At 32.6% G+C, this 15329-nt stretch carries 15 protein-coding genes and 1 tRNA gene; 14 read left to right on the forward strand and 2 right to left on the reverse strand.

All coding sequences use genetic code 11. From position 1 onward, the window contains the following. The first annotated feature begins 146 nt into the window (after nucleotides 1–146). The 5 genes from A6B44_RS00980 to A6B44_RS01000 all read left to right on the forward strand — a co-directional run bounded on the left by A6B44_RS00980 (nucleotide 147) and on the right by A6B44_RS01000 (nucleotide 6026). Nucleotides 147–1127 carry a sialic acid TRAP transporter substrate-binding protein SiaP gene (locus tag A6B44_RS00980; protein WP_090923156.1) on the forward strand — a complete coding sequence of 327 codons (981 nt, stop codon included), beginning with the start codon at nucleotides 147–149 and terminating at the stop codon, nucleotides 1125–1127. Between the two features lie 67 nt (nucleotides 1128–1194). After that, nucleotides 1195–3039, forward strand: coding sequence for a TRAP transporter large permease (locus A6B44_RS00985; RefSeq protein ID WP_090923154.1), 1845 nt, complete (start codon nucleotides 1195–1197; stop codon nucleotides 3037–3039). A 251-nt stretch (nucleotides 3040–3290) separates the two neighbouring features. Next, entirely contained in the window at nucleotides 3291–5066 is a 1776-nt protein-coding gene (gene aspS, locus A6B44_RS00990; RefSeq protein ID WP_090923152.1) for an aspartate--tRNA ligase, read from the forward strand. A gap of 18 nt (nucleotides 5067–5084) precedes the next feature. After that, complete coding sequence (dnaQ, locus tag A6B44_RS00995) at nucleotides 5085–5849, forward strand: DNA polymerase III subunit epsilon (RefSeq protein ID WP_090923151.1); 765 nt, start codon at nucleotides 5085–5087, stop codon at nucleotides 5847–5849. Nucleotides 5850–5949: 100 nt separating this feature from the next. Next, nucleotides 5950–6026 (forward strand) — tRNA-Asp (locus A6B44_RS01000). Nucleotides 6027–6109: 83 nt separating this feature from the next. Here the strand turns inward: A6B44_RS01000 and A6B44_RS01005 are convergent. Next, a complete protein-coding gene (locus tag A6B44_RS01005; protein ID WP_090923149.1) occupies nucleotides 6110–6985 on the reverse strand; it encodes an ORF6N domain-containing protein in 876 nt (291 codons plus the stop codon). Between the two features lie 255 nt (nucleotides 6986–7240). Between A6B44_RS01005 and A6B44_RS01010 the strand changes: the two genes are divergently transcribed. The 9 genes from A6B44_RS01010 to A6B44_RS01050 all read left to right on the forward strand — a co-directional run bounded on the left by A6B44_RS01010 (nucleotide 7241) and on the right by A6B44_RS01050 (nucleotide 14579). Next, entirely contained in the window at nucleotides 7241–7585 is a 345-nt protein-coding gene (locus A6B44_RS01010) for a Spx/MgsR family RNA polymerase-binding regulatory protein (protein ID WP_090923147.1), read from the forward strand. Between the two features lies 1 nt (nucleotide 7586). Continuing rightward, nucleotides 7587–8732, forward strand: a complete 1146-nt coding sequence (dapE, locus tag A6B44_RS01015; protein WP_090923145.1) for a succinyl-diaminopimelate desuccinylase — start codon at nucleotides 7587–7589, stop codon at nucleotides 8730–8732. Between the two features lie 29 nt (nucleotides 8733–8761). Beyond that, complete coding sequence (gene rimO / locus A6B44_RS01020) at nucleotides 8762–10096, forward strand: 30S ribosomal protein S12 methylthiotransferase RimO (protein WP_090923143.1); 1335 nt, start codon at nucleotides 8762–8764, stop codon at nucleotides 10094–10096. A gap of 146 nt (nucleotides 10097–10242) precedes the next feature. Further along, nucleotides 10243–10968 (forward strand): hypothetical protein, encoded by a 726-nt coding sequence (locus A6B44_RS01025; RefSeq protein ID WP_090923141.1) that lies wholly within the window; start codon nucleotides 10243–10245, stop codon nucleotides 10966–10968. A gap of 14 nt (nucleotides 10969–10982) precedes the next feature. Continuing rightward, complete coding sequence (locus A6B44_RS01030) at nucleotides 10983–11417, forward strand: hypothetical protein (protein ID WP_090923139.1); 435 nt, start codon at nucleotides 10983–10985, stop codon at nucleotides 11415–11417. 229 nt (nucleotides 11418–11646) lie between these two features. After that, complete coding sequence (locus A6B44_RS01035; RefSeq protein WP_090923137.1) at nucleotides 11647–12066, forward strand: hypothetical protein; 420 nt, start codon at nucleotides 11647–11649, stop codon at nucleotides 12064–12066. Nucleotides 12067–12136: 70 nt separating this feature from the next. Continuing rightward, nucleotides 12137–12637 (forward strand): hypothetical protein, encoded by a 501-nt coding sequence (locus tag A6B44_RS01040; protein ID WP_090923135.1) that lies wholly within the window; start codon nucleotides 12137–12139, stop codon nucleotides 12635–12637. A gap of 91 nt (nucleotides 12638–12728) precedes the next feature. After that, nucleotides 12729–13781 (forward strand): PDDEXK nuclease domain-containing protein, encoded by a 1053-nt coding sequence (locus tag A6B44_RS01045; RefSeq protein WP_090923133.1) that lies wholly within the window; start codon nucleotides 12729–12731, stop codon nucleotides 13779–13781. Nucleotides 13782–13838: 57 nt separating this feature from the next. Beyond that, nucleotides 13839–14579, forward strand: a complete 741-nt coding sequence (locus A6B44_RS01050; RefSeq protein ID WP_090923131.1) for a type VI immunity family protein — start codon at nucleotides 13839–13841, stop codon at nucleotides 14577–14579. A gap of 51 nt (nucleotides 14580–14630) precedes the next feature. Here A6B44_RS01050 and sfsA read toward each other — a convergent pair whose 3' ends face one another. Beyond that, on the reverse strand, nucleotides 14631–15329 hold the full coding sequence (gene sfsA, locus A6B44_RS01055) for a DNA/RNA nuclease SfsA (protein ID WP_090923129.1): 699 nt from the start codon (nucleotides 15327–15329) through the stop codon (nucleotides 14631–14633).

The following is a 15329-nucleotide window of genomic DNA, read 5'->3' on the forward strand; positions in this document are numbered from 1 at the left end:
ATACTAGTTAATTTTAATTATTTTAGCTAATCTATTCTTGTTTTGTGACGAAGTTCTCAATTTTGAAACAAAAATTCACTTTTATGTTTTAAAATGAATTTTTTATTTATAGAATGGCGCTGTTATTTATCATAAGGAGAAATCAAATGAAATTTAAAAAAACATTATTAGTTACGTTATTAGGCTTTGCTACTTCAGCATTTGCTGCAGATTACGATCTGAAGTTTGGAATGGTTGCAGGGACTAGTTCAAACGAATATAAAGCTGTTGAATTTTTTGCAAAAGAAGTAAAAGATGCTTCTAAAGGTAAGATTGATATTTCAATTTATCCAAGTGCGCAGCTTGGTGATGATAGATCAATGATCAAACAGTTGAAAGATGGAGCATTAGATTTTACACTTGGTGAATCAGCTCGTTTCCAAATTTTCTTCCCAGAAGCAGAAGTATTTGCTTTACCTTATATGGTTCCAAATTTTGATACTGCGAAAAAAGCATTATTTGATACTAAATTTGGTAAAGGCTTACTTCAAAAAATTAATCAGAAATTACATATTACAGTGTTAGCAGATGCTTATAATGGTACTCGCCAAACAACTTCAAATAGAGCGATTAATTCTATTGAAGATATGAAAGGCTTAAAATTGCGTGTACCAAATGCGGCAACTAACTTAGCTTATGCAAAATTTGTTGGTGCAGCACCAACACCAATGGCATTTTCTGAAGTATATTTAGCATTAAAAACAAATTCAGTAGATGGTCAAGAAAACCCATTATCAACTATTGATGCTAAAAAATTCTATGAAGTACAAAAATATTTAGCATTAACTAGCCATATTCTTAATGACCAACTTTATTTAGTCAGTGATGCAACTTTGGAAGAGTTACCAGCAGATTTACAAAAAGTGGTAAAAGATGCAGCAGTTAAAGCAGCACAATATCATACAAAACTGTTTGTTGATGGTGAAAATAACCTTATTTCTTTCTTTGAGAAAAAAGGTGTCACAGTTACAAAACCAGATTTAAAACCATTTAGAGAAGCTTTAAAACCATACTATAATGAGTACTTAGAGAAAAATGGAGAGTTAGGTAAACAGGCAATTGAAGAAATTTCTGTATTATCTAAATAATTAAGATAATAAAAATGGCATTCTTATATCTATAAGAGTGCCATTTTTTTAAGTATTGGAGACTATTATGAATATGCTCAAAAAATTTGAAGAGTGGACGGGTGGTGCATTACTGCTTATTATTTTTGCAATATTACTTGCTCAAATAGGTTCTCGTTTATTAAATTCACCACTTATTTGGAGTGAAGAGCTAGGGCGACTTATCTTCGTTTATGCGGGGCTATTAGGTATTAGTATTGGTGTACGTAAACAACAACATATTTATATCGATTTCATTACTAATATGATGTCTGATAGAGTTAAAAAGTTTTCTAATAGTATTATTCAACTTTTAATTCTTATATCAATTTTATTTTTTATCAAATTAGGTCTTCATGTTTGGAATGATGCAAGCTTTGAAATGGTGTCTTTGAATATTTCAGAAAAATGGTTATTTGCACCTGTTCCATTTATTTCACTATTGATTTTAATACGGTTTTTTGAAACACAAAAAGAACTGTATGATGCTAACTTGAGTTATATTCCTCCTATTTTTTTCGTTATCTTCACTGTAGGTGTTTTTGTATTATTATTCTTTTTCCCAGAGGTATTTAATTTATTACGCATCTCAAAATATGTTAGATTGGGAAATGATGCTGTTTATGTCACTCTTATCGTATGGCTTGTGATTATGTTTTTGGGAACACCTGTTGGTTGGTCATTATTTATTGCAACATTGATTTATTTCTCAATGACTCGTTGGGGAGTGGTTTATTCTGCATCAGAGAAATTAGCACGTAGTCTTGATAGTTTTGTATTACTTAGTGTGCCATTCTTTATTCTTACTGGAGTATTAATGAATACTGGTGGAATTACGGAGCGAATCTTTAATTTTGCTAAAGCAATGCTTGGGCATCACGTGGGTGGAATGGGACACGTAAATATTGGTGCAAGTTTAATCTTCTCTGGTATGTCAGGTTCAGCTCTAGCCGATGCGGGTGGGCTTGGACAGCTTGAAATTAAAGCAATGCGAGATGCGGGTTATGATGATGATATTTGTGGGGGAATTACAGCTGCTTCTTGTATTATTGGACCTCTTGTCCCTCCTTCTATTGCAATGATTATTTATGGTGTAATTGCCAATGAATCTATTGCAAAACTTTTCGTTGCAGGTTTTGTACCAGGTATATTGATTACTATCGCTTTAATGGTAATGAACTATTTTGTCTCTAAAAAACGTGGTTACAAACCTACACCAAAAGCAAGTAAACAAGAGCGTTGGGAAGCTTTTAGAAAGGCAATTTGGGCTATTCTTACTCCAATTATTATTATTGGTGGTATTTTTTCAGGGGTATTTACTCCAACAGAAGCGGCTGTTATTGCTGCATTATATTCAATTATTATAGGAATGTTTGTATATAAAGAATTGACGTTAGAATTACTCTTTAAAGGTTGTATTGAAACTATTGCAATCACAGGGGTAACAGTGCTAATGGTAATGACCGTTACTTTCTTTGGAGATATGATTGCACGTGAGCAAGTCGCAATGCGAATTGCAGAAGGATTTATGGCATTTGCAGACTCTCAGGTGAGTGTTCTTGTAATGATAAACTTACTTCTGTTATTTTTAGGTATGTTTATTGATGCGTTGGCATTGCAATTCTTGGTACTTCCAATGCTTATTCCTATTGCAGTTCATTTTGGTATTGATCTTGTCTTCTTCGGCGTATTAACCACATTAAATATGATGATTGGTATCTTAACGCCACCAATGGGAATGGCACTATTTGTGGTGGCTCGAGTCGGAAATATGACGGTATCAACGGTAACTAAAGGGGTAATTCCATTTATTATTCCAATATTTATTACCCTTGTGTTGATTACGATCTTCCCTCAAATTATCACCTTTATTCCTAATTTGATAATGCCTTAATTACCATAATAAGGGTTATAATAAACAAAACTAATAATGGCGATCTACAGAGTAGGTCGCTGTTTTTTATATAAGTTATTTCATTTAAGCGGTTAGATTGTCATAAAATTTTGCAATTTGTAAATTTTTAGCAAGATCGTACCGCTTATTTTTTTAATTTTTTATAAATTTGCAAATTTTCTCTTAAATCTTACCGCTTTTCCGTTATAATCATAGTATTACAGTTTTTTTATTAAAAAGGATAAATTTATATGATGCGTTCTCATTATTGTGGGCAACTAAATGCAAGCCATGTTGGGCAAAGTGTAACATTAAGTGGTTGGGTACATCGTGTACGCAATTTAGGTCGTTTTATTTTTGTACAAATTCGTGATCGTGAAGGTATTGTGCAAGTTTTCTTTGATGAACAAGATGAAAAAACTTTCAAATTAGCTTCAACTTTACGCAATGAAGCGTGTGTAAAAATTCAAGGTGAAGTGATTGCTCGAGAATCGTCTCAAATTAACAAAGAAATGGCAACGGGTGAAATTGAAGTGTTGGTTAAAGAGTTAGAGGTGTATAACAATGCTGCCAACCTGCCTTTGGACTTTAATCAAAATAACACCGAAGAGCAACGCTTAAAATTTCGTTATTTAGATTTACGTCGTCCTGAAATTGCAGAGCGTTTTAAAACTCGAGCAAAAATTACCAGTTTTGTTCGCTGTTTTATGGATGATCATGGCTTCTTAGATATTGAAACGCCAATGTTAACCAAAGCAACCCCTGAAGGTGCGAGAGATTATTTGGTGCCAAGTCGTGTGCATAACGGTAAATTCTACGCACTTCCACAATCACCACAGCTTTTCAAACAGTTGTTGATGATGTCTGGATTTGACCGTTATTACCAAATCGTAAAATGTTTCCGTGATGAAGATTTACGTGCGGATCGTCAGCCTGAATTTACCCAAATCGATGTAGAAACCAGCTTTATGACAGCTGAAGAAGTACGTGCTGTAATGGAAAAAATGATTCGTGGTTTATGGCAGGATTGTTTAAATGTCGATTTAGGTGATTTTCCAATTATGACATTTGAAGAAGCAATGCGTCGCTATGGTTCGGATAAACCTGATTTACGTAATCCATTAGAATTGATTGATGTTGCTGATTTAGTGAAAGATGTCGATTTCAAGGTGTTCAGTGGCCCTGCAAATGATAAAGATGGACGAGTGGCAGTACTTTGTGTCCCAAATGGTGCGAGCTTAACCCGTAAAAATATTGATGAATATACCAAATGTGTTGCTATTTATGGTGCAAAAGGTTTAGCTTGGGCAAAAGTAAATAATGTGAGCGCTGGGCTTGATGGTTTACAGAGTCCTATTGCTAAATTCTTAAATGAAGAAGTAGTTAAAGCATTACTTGAAAGAACCAATGCGAAAGACGGTGATATTCTTTTCTTTGGTGCAGATAAAGCTAATGTAGTGGCGGATGCAATGGGTGCGTTACGCTTAAAAGTAGGACGTGATTTAGAATTAACCCAATTAGACGAATGGAAACCACTTTGGGTAATTGATTTCCCGATGTTTGAAAAAGATGATGAAGGTAACTGGTCTGCAATGCACCACCCATTCACTTCACCACGTGATTTAACCGCAGAAGAATTAATGCAAGATCCACAAAATGCGGTGGCAAATGCGTATGATATGGTTATCAATGGCTACGAAGTAGGCGGTGGTTCAGTGCGTATTTTCAAACCTGAAATGCAACAAGCAGTATTTAATCTTTTAGGTCTTTCAGAGCAAGATCAACGTGAAAAATTTGGTTTCTTACTTGATGCTTTAAAATATGGAACACCACCACATGCAGGATTAGCTTTTGGTTTAGATCGTTTAACGATGTTGATTACTGGAACAGAAAATATTCGTGATGTTATTGCTTTCCCCAAAACAACGGCAGCGTCGTGTTTAATGACAGAAGCGCCTAGTTGCGCCAATCCACAAGCATTAACAGAGCTTGGTGTGAAAGTAAAAGTTACAGAGTGTGAGGAGTAAAAAATTAAGGCAAATAAAATGAACAAACCTATTCAGCGACAAGTGGTATTAGATACAGAGACCACTGGAATGAACTTTGATGGGCTTCCTCATATTGGGCATAATATTATTGAAATTGGTGCTGTAGAGGTGATTAATCGCCGTTTAACAGGACGAACTTATCATGTCTATATAAAACCGCCAAGAGAGGTGGAAGAGGAAGCAATTAAAGTTCATGGCATTACGAATGAATTCTTGCAGGATAAGCCTACATTTTCTGAAATTGTGGATGAGTTTGTTGATTTCATCAAGGGAGCAGAGTTGATCATTCATAATGCACCTTTTGATGTGGGATTTATGGATCACGAGTTTTCTTTTCTAAAAAATCCACCTCCTAAAACAACTGAAATGTGTAATGTGATTGATACATTATTAATTGCCCGTAAAATGTATCCTGGAAAACGAGTCAGTTTAGATGCCTTGTGCTCTCGTTTAGGTATTGATAACTCTAAACGAGTACTACACGGCGCTTTACTGGATGCTGAAATTTTGGCTGATGTGTACTTAATGATGACAGGTGGGCAAATTGCCTTATTAAGTGATACAGAGGAAACTAAATCATCGGCAACAGAGAGTGTTGTAAATACATCAATAAATTTTGATACCAGTGATTTGGTGGTGTTAAAACCAACGGAAGAAGAGCAACAGGCGCATTTAGCTTATCTGAATGCTCTTGATAAAAAATCTAAAGGGCAGTGTATTTGGTTGGCCAAAGAACTGGCAGAGAATGAAATTTCGCATTAAAGCATAATGTATTGTCTATTTTAACAACATTTAGAGTGTTTTTTTAAAAAAAGGTTTGACCTCTAGTGGTGAAGTTATTATTATAACTCCCGTTCGTTGCGGAGTGGTAGTTCAGCTGGTTAGAATACCTGCCTGTCACGCAGGGGGTCGCGGGTTCGAATCCCGTCCATTCCGCCAATTATTTGAGAAACCGTGTAGATATTTAATATTTACACGGTTTTTTGTTTTCTATAAAAAAATAAATTTATCTCATTGTTTGGTTAGAGTAACTTTAATAAATCAGGGTTTATATCTTTCAACAAACTAAACCCAAATACCTTTTTACCTAAATCTTTCAAACTTGCACCGATAAGGTAAATTTCATTGTTATCAATAATCAAAAATCTGTCGTGGAAATTTTTATTCGTCTTTATTGTTATGGGTTTGTATTGTTGATTATATTTTTCTAAATCCAGTTTTAATGTTGTATTGATTGAATGGGTATAAATAGTGACACTGACAGTTTGATTTTTTTGAAATAAGGTTAAAGTTGAATCATCAATATAATTATCAATTAAAATAATTGTCTTTTGTGCTTTTCGAATTAAGTCTGAAACAAAGTTGTAGGCATCAAAAATTTGACCATTGAAGAAAACGCCTTGTTCTTGAATATTATTTTTACATTCTAGGGCTTTGAAAATTTTATCAATATTATTGTCATTTTTTATTTCATAAGATAATTGTCGTTTTTCTAAATGGTAAAATTGTTCTAAAAGAGTACTATGGTTTGCAAGTATTTTTCGCATATCAGCAAAGGTTCTAATAATAGAAACCGTAACTTCAGAAGCAGCCTTGCTTTTTAAAATAGTCGCAAGCATATAAACGCCTTGTTCTGTAAAAACTTTTGGATTCGTTCTTACTTTTACAAAATTTGTGGTCGAAATTTTCGACCGCAAATATTCAAATTCACGATTATCTAACTCAAAATAAAAATCATCAGGAAATTTATCAGGATTATTTCTTACCGCTTCATTTATTCTTTTGGTTTCAACCCCATAAAGCAGAGCCAAATCCCTATCTAACATTACGTGTTTATCTCTTATGGTATAAATTTTTGACTTAATATCAAAGAGTTTCATTGTGGTTAATTTATTCATAGTGATAATTTTGTGTGATTATATTTGTATGACTATAATCGAAATTTTTATCTCCAAATAAAAATTATTTTAATTTTGCGATAAGGATCGTAAAAATAACGCTGTATAAGCGGTCAGATAAATACAACTTTTTGCAAATTTATCTAAAAATTAAATACTTCTAGTTTATAAATTCTTTAATCAATATTTATAATATAAAAAACAGTTAAATTTTGTTAAACTTATTCCAATACTTAAAAATAATAGGATCAAACAATGATTACTCTCTATGGCATAAAAAACTGTGACACTGTTAAAAAAGCACTGAAATGGTGTGTGGATAATAATTTACCAGCAACTTTACACGACTATCGTGTGGATGGATTAGAAGAAGATTGGCTAATTAATATAGAATCTATTTTAGGTTGGGATAAGTTGGTTAATAAACGCTCTACAACTTGGCGGAATTTAGATTCAGAAATTAAAGATAATTTAAACCAAGAATTGGCGTTAAAGGTGTTGCTAGAAAATCCTACGTTAATTAAGCGTCCAATTACCATTAAAGATGATGTGGTATTACTTGGTTTTAATGCAAATGAATATACAGCGAAATTAAAATAAAATGAAAAATAAAATTATTGATCTTGCTTGCAATTTGATTCAGCGAGAGTCTATAAGTCCTGAGGATAAAGGTTGTCAAAAAGTGATAGCTGATATTTTAGCAAAAGAAGGCTTTAATATTGAATGGCTTGAGTTTGGGGATACTTTAAATTTATGGGCAACGCACGGTGAAAGTAATGATAAAGAAACTTCACCTTGTATCGCTTTTGCAGGACATACTGATGTTGTGCCAGTAGGCGATGAGTCACAATGGCAATATCCTCCATTTAGTGCAGAAATTGTGGGTGATACGCTTTATGGACGTGGCGCGGCGGATATGAAAGGTTCACTTGCCGCAATGGTGATTGCAGTTCGTGATTTTGTAAAAAATAATCCAAATCATAAAGGTAAAGTGGCGTTGTTGATGACTTCTGATGAAGAAGCTGCGGCAAAAGATGGAACAGTTAAAGTGGTGGAAACATTAATTGCACGCAATGAAACGGTTCATTATTGTGTGGTTGGTGAACCGTCGAGTAGTCAAAAATTAGGCGATACCATCAAAAATGGGCGTCGAGGTTCTATCACTGCGGATCTTTATATTGAGGGCGTTCAAGGACACGTAGCTTATCCTCATTTAGCAGAAAATCCTGTACATAAAGCAACATCAATGTTAGATGAATTAGTCCGCTATCAATGGGATGAAGGTAATGATTTTTTTCCTGCAACAAGTTTACAGATTGCCAATATTCACGCAGGGACAGGTAGTAATAATGTCATTCCTGCACAACTTTATGTGCAGTTTAATTTACGTTTTAGTACAGAAATCAATGCGGAAATAATTAAAAATATTGTCGAAGAGTTGTTAGCAAAACACCAGTTGAAATATCGTATTGAGTGGAATTTATCAGGTAATCCATTTTTAACTGCAGAGGGAAAATTGATTGATATAGCGGTACGATCAATTGAAAAATTTGCAAATATTACCCCCAAATTAGAAACGTCAGGGGGAACATCTGACGGGCGTTTTATTGCTCAGATGGGGACGGAGGTTATAGAGTTTGGACCTTTGAATAAAACCATTCATAAAGTTGATGAGTGTGTGAGTTGTGAGGATCTTGCCAAATCAGGTTTGATCTATTTAGATATTTTAACACAATTGTTAAAATAGTTTTTTTGAGTGATTATTGAGATAATTTTATGAATAGTATGCCAAATATTGGTTTTGTCAGTTTAGGTTGTCCTAAAAATTTAGTGGATTCAGAACGTATTTTAACGGAATTACGTACTGATGGTTATAACATTATTCCAAGTTATGAAAATGCAGATTTGGTTATTGTCAATACTTGTGGGTTTATTGATAGTGCAGTACAAGAGTCGTTAGAAACAATAGGGGAGGCCCTAGCCGAAAATGGGCGAGTGATTGTCACTGGTTGTTTGGGAGCAAAAGAAGATCTTATTCGTGAAGTTCATCCTAAAGTACTTGAGGTCACAGGTCCTCACAGCTATGAAGCAGTAATGCAACAAGTGTATAAATATGTACCAAAGCCTGAATATAATCCTTATGTAAACCTTGTTCCTGCACAAGGTGTTAAATTAACTCCAAAACACTATGCGTATTTAAAAATTTCGGAAGGTTGCGATCATCATTGTACTTTCTGTATTATTCCTTCAATGCGAGGAAAATTAGAGAGCCGTTCTATCACACAGGTTTTAGATGAAGCGAAACGGCTACGAGATTCAGGGGTAAAAGAATTGTTAGTCGTATCACAAGATACTTCTGCCTATTCTTTAGAACAAGGTAAAGAAAGCCAATCAAAAACGGTATTTTGGCAAGGAAAACCGATAAAAAATAATTTAATTAGCTTATGTGAAGAATTAGGTTCACTCGGTATTTGGGTACGTTTGCATTATGTTTATCCTTATCCGCACGTCGATAATTTAATTCCGTTAATGGCGGAAGGTAAAATTCTGCCGTATTTAGATATTCCATTACAACACGCTAGCCCTAAAATATTGAAAGCAATGAAACGCCCCGGTTCCATTAATCGTACTCTTGAACGTATTAAAAAATGGCGTGAAATTTGTCCTGAATTAACCTTACGTTCTACTTTTATTGTTGGCTTTCCAGACGAAACAGAAGAGGATTTTCAACTACTATTAGATTTCTTAAAAGAGGCACAGTTAGACCGAGTGGGCTGTTTTAAATTTAGCCCTGTTGATGGTGCAACGGCAACAGATATGCCAAATCAAGTATCAGAAGAAGTGAAAGAAGAACGTTTTCATCGCTTTATGCAACTTCAACAACAAATTTCCGCACAGCGTTTACAACAAAAAGTGGGCAAAACATTGGCGGTGATTATTGATGAGATTAACGATGAAAATATTATCAGTCGTTCAATGGCGGATGCTCCTGAAATTGATGGTTTAGTTTATGTGGATAATTCTAAAAATGCAGAAATACAAGTTGGTGAAGTGGTAAATGTGACTGTTACTGATGCTGATGAGTATGATTTATGGGGTGTAATTGTTTAAAAGGTTATAAGTGAAACTACGCCAAATACTGTTATTAACATATTGAAAAGTAACGATACATTGATTATTGAGTTTAATAGCAGTATTTGTGGCGAATCAATAGAAATAATAAGAGATGAGTGAAAGTCATAAACAGAGGAAAAATGATGAAAAAACACATAAAACAAAGTTTTGCTTTAGTTAGTTTGTTGATACTGACTGCCTGTGATTTTCACTCTTCAGTTATTACTCCTCTTTTCTCTCAATCCGTTAATATCAGCAAATCACTTTTATCAGAAAAAATATTTAAGGGGTCTGATAGCCACAATAAAAAGCAAAATAGTGCAAAATTGACCTTTGAAGAAGAGCAGGAAGCAATAAGACAATTACTTCTTAATTCAAAACCTAACAAAAATATAAAGTCTAATCCTATACTGCAAGATTTGTATATTAAAGGTCTTGTAAAGCAAATAGATAATAAAATTCATTTTAACATTCCTTTTAATCTTCACGGCCTTGATTGTGGTGCCCCTGATTGTTATTCCAGTGATCTAACTTTTGAAATTATTGCAACAACACCCATTCAATTTCCTAAAAAAATGGATTTTACACTATTAGAACACGGTTGTGGAATTGAAAAAGCAATACTAAGAAAAGGGGTATTTGAACTTGTAGAATCCTCTCCTAAATATGTTAATTACTATTCTAAACAACAAAACAGTCATTTAGTTATTCAAGAAAGAGCGGTTTATTACTTCCCTGATACAAAACCAAATGAAATAAAAGTAAAGTCAATTAAGAAAATATTTAAAGAGGGAGATGAGGATAAAATACCCTATCAATCCACTATTATGAATGCAACTTATAGCGAGTTTGAATTTCTCTTAAATTAAAAAGGATAAACCAAATGAAAAAAATATATATTTATTTAAGTTTACTTATACTCACCGCCTGCGATCTGCGTATGCCTTTTGTTGCTGAACCCTACTACCAACCAACAAATATTAGTCACTCATACTTAGTGGGGAAAATATTTAAAAGCCCTAGAGATCAAATAACCCTCAAATTTTATGATAATAATAAAGTAGAATTGAGCAAAATCATTAAAAATGCTAAAGCTAAAATAATAGATAAAGTTGTCTTTACAGGTACATATTCTTTTGAATACCGTGATTATGATTACAGTAAATATATATATACAGAAAAAAAGCAAGAGCAATATATTAAAATTAAAGATAATAAGGGGATTTATGAAGTTGTCTTCTTTGTTCGTCGTCCTCACCTTTTAATGTTTGAAAAAGGGAATATTGGCGGACGAGGGTATGATTTGTATTTAAAATAAGAGAAGTAAAAAGGTAGTAATGATAAAAATTATCCATATATGGATTTTGTATATACGAGAATACTTACATTAGCAGGTAAAACAAATAATCATATTAAAAAAGAAAGAATTAAACAAGGACTTGAAGACCCCCCTAAAAAATTAAAAAAATCAGATCCTATTATAGGTTGGTTTTTAAATAATAAATAGTTAATAAAGCGGTCAGATTTTTTATGGGAATTTGCGAATAATGAAAAAACTTAAATATATTTTTATAAGTATATTGATCATTTTTTTTATGATTATATCTGTGCATATAGTCGTCTATAACTTTATAAAAAACGAACCTTTTGTATATAAAAATATTACTCAAGACTTGATTGGGTTATCTATACCAGAGTTAGAGAAAAAGTTAGGTATGAAGCATACGGTAAGCTTTATTGAAAAAGGATTTATTGGATTTCCATTTAAGAAAAGTAATGGCAAAGGATACAGTCTTACTTTTTATTTAGATAAAAATAATAAAACAAACTTTATTGTAAATAAGGTATTTTATACATACGATGAAACAAAGTTTTTAGAAAAAGAAGCAACAATTTTAAATAATGGTGCTTGGTTAAGAATTAGGGTACATCCATTTATAGAACAGCAATTTTATAAAAATAAATGAAATTTTAGCTAAAGCGGTAACATTCCACCCAAAATTTACAAATTCTCTCCACAACAAAAGGAAGAATAATATGGTAAAACATTACAATATTTCTACACAATCACAAGCAAATATAAAAGACAGTATTTGGCTTATTTGCAATGACGGTATAAATACTATTCAAATAGGTCTATCTATGCTAGGTAAAGAAAGAATTTTTGTAAATAATAAATTGGTCGTAGAAAAAAGAAATCTGAAGCTAACAAGTACGAGTGAATTTACAGATGATAAGGGTAATGCTTATAAAGTTACATTTAAGGTATTGAGCCTAGTAAAAGGAATTTACGAATGTGTAGTACAACGAAATAATGAAGTGGTTAGGGTTTTTAGCATAAAATATCAACACACAAAAAGTAAACGTCTTTCAGTAATAAGAATTTTAATTTTGCTTTTAATCGGTTTTTCTTGTGGACTTTTACAGGCTATATATGGTTTTTCACACATTATATCTGTTATTGTTATCGTATTGAGTATCATTCTTTTAAATAAAAACAAATGTACTAAAAGTAAGTATATTATTGAAGAGTTGTAGTAGGATAAATAGCGGTAACATTTTTATAGGAATTTACGAAAACAAACCTAACTTTGTTATACTTTAAGTGGTTAAATTATAAAGGTAAAAAATGAGCAACATAATTAAAAATACTAAAAATAACTTTTTACAGTCTGTGAGTGAATTACTTATTCAGTCTAGACAAAAAGTAACAACAGCAATCAATATATCAATGGTTTATACTTATTTTGAGATAGGTAGAATGATTGTTGAAGAAGAGCAAAACGGTAAAGAAAAGGCGGGTTATGGGCAAAATTTAATTACAGAATTATCAGAGCATCTGACTTCTCAATTTGGAAAAGGATTTTCTAAAACGAATATAAAACAAATGAGGAAGTTTTATCTAGAATATAGTCAAAAAGCAATTGGTCAGACAGTGTCTGACTTATTGGGTGAAAAATCTACAAATACTAAAAATTATGACTTTTCATTAAGTTGGTCGCATTATTTAAAACTAATGAGAATTAAAAATATTCAAGAGCGACAGTTTTATGAAATTGAAGCAAGAGAAAACAATTGGAGTTTATCAGAATTAAATCGTCAATTTGATAGTTCGTTATATGAGCGTTTGGTTTTAAGTAGAGATAAAGAAAAAATAAAAGAATTATCAATAAAAGGGCATATTGTAGAAACACCAAAAGATATTTTAAAAGAGCCTTATGTTCTTGAATTTTTGGGTTTACCTGAATTAAGTTCATATTCTGAACAAGATTTAGAAAGTAAGATAATAGATAATTTGCAAAAGTTTCTTTTAGAATTAGGTAAAGGGTTTACTTTTGTTGGAAGACAGGTACGCATCAGTTATGATGAAGAACATTTTTTTATAGATTTAGTGTTTTATAACCGTCTATTAAAATGTTTTGTGTTATTTGATTTAAAAATTGGGAAAATTAAACATCAAGACATAGGGCAGATGCAGATGTATGTAAACTACTATGACCGCAAAATAAAATTAGATGATGAAAATAAAACCATTGGTATTTTACTCTGTAAAGATAAAAAACAATCATTGGTAGAAATGACACTACCTGAAGATAACGAGCAAATGTTTGCTGTAAAATATGAAACCGTTTTACCAAGTAAAGAAGATTTACAGAGATTAATTGAAATTGATAAATCATAATCTCAATATTGGGATTATCGCCGTCAATTATCGTTAGAGTCAGATGTACGAGAATCAATGTCTGATATTGCCTTTAAGTTTGATGCTTTTAATTCGCCAAAAATACCTGATTATGTTGGAGCTATTCGCTTAATGCTTCCGTATAATACCGTGTCAGAAATGGGTGCTTCTGAATTTATTTCAAAGGTATTAGATTTATGTAGTGAAATGAAATTTTTATCAGGAAATGTTGGTTTTACGGTTAATAGAGATTATGCAAATAGTAGCTATCCTGACAAATGGAGTAAATTATGGACAGAATCAAAAAAATATTTACTCTTAGACCCTACTAAATTTGAAGGTTTTTGGAATATGTTTCAATACTGTAATCAAGAAACTAATGAAAGAAAGTTTCTTCACGTATTAAAAAGAATTGATTGGCTTACCTTTATAAATCATAGATTGATTGATAAGTTAGGCGGTATTGACACCTTAACAAAAAATTTAACAATAGATTTTGACGGTAGTATTATTAAAGATGTTATTTTACATAAGTTACCACACGGCATTTGCGTACAAGCAGGGGCTGAACCTATCATTGGCGACATTAGCAACCTTGATTATAAGGCTTTATCCCCTTATAGGCATATTGGTAGTGCATTAAAACCTGTAACGATATTGCAAAACGAGTATGGTTATGATGTAAAAGAATTTAATTTTGGTGGTATGTCAGGCGGTGGAATTAGTTCTAATTTTTGGATAGAAAAAGGTTTTCCTTTATTGATAAAAAGATATAAACAACTAAGTAATCGTAAATAAAGCGGTACGATCTTGATAAAAATTTGCAATTAAAGTGTCTAACCACCAATATCAAACCACCCTCTGAACAAGCTCCATCACAACAGGAACCCCATTATCAACAGTAAATTTTGCTTTGTAACAAACCGCTTGTATGCCATTATCAAGAGCTTGCTGAAATAACTCTGCATATTTAGGATCAATCTGTTTGGCGACTTCAAAGGTGTGAATGCCTGAATGCAAAATAGCAAAGAAAATAACCGCTGAATAACCTTGTTGTGCCATTGTAGTTAGTTCCCTTAGGTGTTTTTGACCTCGTAAAGTTTGAGTATCTGGGAACATTCCTATGCCATTTTCTGTTAATAGTGTAGTAGATTTTACTTCGACAAAGCAGCTTTCATCCAGTAAAAAATCAATACGACTCTTTTCTTCGCCATATTTTACTTCTGCTTGAATCTGTTGATATTGAACCAGCTCCTCAATCCATTTATGTTGCAATGCTTCATTGACTAATTGGTTAGCTCGTTGTGTATTTACACAAATAAAATCGCCTTGTTGTGTTTCTGTGAGTTCCCAAGTGTGAGCATATTTACGTTTTGGGTTATCTGAGGTAGAAAACCACACTCGATCTCCCTCTGTTGCACAACCTGTCATTGCTCCAGTATTAGGGCAATGAATAGTAATTTGCTCTCCATTAGGCAACATTATATCTGCTAGAAAACGTTTATAACGTTTGATTAATATACCTTGTTTTAGTGGTGGAAGTTGCAT

Origin of the sequence: Pasteurella skyensis (assembly GCF_013377295.1) — a bacterium.
Classification (GTDB): Bacteria; Pseudomonadota; Gammaproteobacteria; order Enterobacterales; family Pasteurellaceae; genus Phocoenobacter; species Phocoenobacter skyensis.

Bases quoted from the DNA above. Each gene is read 5' to 3' on its own strand.
- A6B44_RS01010 (WP_090923147.1), top strand. From the start codon at position 7,241: ATGATTACTCTCTATGGCATAAAAAACTGTGACACTGTTAAAAAAGCA.
- A6B44_RS01025 (WP_090923141.1), top strand. From the start codon at position 10,243: ATGAAAAAACACATAAAACAAAGTTTTGCTTTAGTTAGTTTGTTGATA.
- dapE (WP_090923145.1), top strand. From the start codon at position 7,587: ATGAAAAATAAAATTATTGATCTTGCTTGCAATTTGATTCAGCGAGAG.
- A6B44_RS00985 (WP_090923154.1), top strand. From the start codon at position 1,195: ATGAATATGCTCAAAAAATTTGAAGAGTGGACGGGTGGTGCATTACTG.
- rimO (WP_090923143.1), top strand. From the start codon at position 8,762: ATGAATAGTATGCCAAATATTGGTTTTGTCAGTTTAGGTTGTCCTAAA.
- A6B44_RS01040 (WP_090923135.1), top strand. From the start codon at position 12,137: ATGGTAAAACATTACAATATTTCTACACAATCACAAGCAAATATAAAA.
- A6B44_RS01050 (WP_090923131.1), top strand. From the start codon at position 13,839: ATGTCTGATATTGCCTTTAAGTTTGATGCTTTTAATTCGCCAAAAATA.
- A6B44_RS01030 (WP_090923139.1), top strand. From the start codon at position 10,983: ATGAAAAAAATATATATTTATTTAAGTTTACTTATACTCACCGCCTGC.
- sfsA (WP_090923129.1), bottom strand. From the start codon at position 15,329: ATGCAACTTCCACCACTAAAACAAGGTATATTAATCAAACGTTATAAA.
- A6B44_RS01005 (WP_090923149.1), bottom strand. From the start codon at position 6,985: ATGAATAAATTAACCACAATGAAACTCTTTGATATTAAGTCAAAAATT.
- aspS (WP_090923152.1), top strand. From the start codon at position 3,291: ATGATGCGTTCTCATTATTGTGGGCAACTAAATGCAAGCCATGTTGGG.
- dnaQ (WP_090923151.1), top strand. From the start codon at position 5,085: ATGAACAAACCTATTCAGCGACAAGTGGTATTAGATACAGAGACCACT.
- A6B44_RS01045 (WP_090923133.1), top strand. From the start codon at position 12,729: ATGAGCAACATAATTAAAAATACTAAAAATAACTTTTTACAGTCTGTG.
- A6B44_RS00980 (WP_090923156.1), top strand. From the start codon at position 147: ATGAAATTTAAAAAAACATTATTAGTTACGTTATTAGGCTTTGCTACT.
- A6B44_RS01035 (WP_090923137.1), top strand. From the start codon at position 11,647: ATGAAAAAACTTAAATATATTTTTATAAGTATATTGATCATTTTTTTT.